Below are 969 nucleotides of genomic sequence, written 5' to 3'. Positions count from 1 at the left end.
CGATAAAATCATAACCCCACTCATTCAAAGAGGTCAATCTATACACCATATCTGTGTTAATAACAGAGACCTTATCATGCATAGTGAAAAATCAATCTACAACTATATTGATTACAACCTTTTCTCCACAAAAAATATTGACCTTCCAAGAAAAGTTGTTTATCGTCCAAGAAAAAAGCTCAAAAATCATTTTAAAGTGGATAAAACCTGTAGAATTGGGCGTACATATCAGGATTTTATTGAATTCATGAAGGAAAATCCTGATACTCCAGTAGTTGAAATGGATACCGTTGAAGGAAATAAAGGCGGCAAGGTATTGCTCACCATTCATTTCGTTGATTCTCAGTTTATGCTTGCTTATATTAGGAATGCAAACACTTCACGCTCCGTCATAGATATTTTCGAAAAGCTCTATTGGGAACTAGGCCCCGAAACTTTTCTAAAACTATTCCCAGTCATTCTCACTGACAATGGCAGTGAGTTTACAAATCCAAGAGCTATCGAGTTTGATGGGCAAGGAAACCGCAGAACTCGCATTTTCTATTGTGACCCTTCAGCGCCATATCAGAAAGGTGCTGCAGAAAACAACCATGAATTGATTCGCAGAATCGTTCCTAAAGGCCAAAGCTTCAACTCATTTCAGCAGAAAGATATCTCATTGATGATAAGCCACATTAATTCTTATTCAAGAAAAAAGCTGAATGACCGATCTCCATACTCGGTATTCAGCTTCCTTTACGGCGCTAAAACGCTCGCAAAGTTGGATTCAGAACTCATCGAATCAAATGAGATTATCATGAATCCGAGTTTATTAAAATACTAAACTACCCAAGCAGGGATTACAGCTGACGCTTAAGCAAAAGCTCTTCCAAGGGGTGGATTTTACCTTTTCAAAAAAACGGAAAATATTCACTCTTTGTTTGCTATGCCCAAAAACAGCTGAAATCTACTTGAGTTACTTAAATTATA

The 969-nt window shown here is 37.2% G+C and carries 1 protein-coding gene; it reads left to right on the top strand.

Annotated features, from left to right (window positions below):
• On the top strand, nt 1-823 hold an 823-nt coding region (locus Q428_RS14170; protein WP_035382082.1), incomplete at its 5' end, for an IS30 family transposase.
• Between the last annotated feature and the right edge of the window lie 146 nt (nt 824-969).

Origin of the sequence: Fervidicella metallireducens AeB, from assembly GCF_000601455.1 — a bacterium.
Classification (GTDB): Bacteria; Bacillota; Clostridia; order Clostridiales; family Caloramatoraceae; genus Fervidicella; species Fervidicella metallireducens.
Note: the sequence above shows the minus strand (reverse complement) of the source record. Positions and strands in the feature narration are given on the sequence as shown.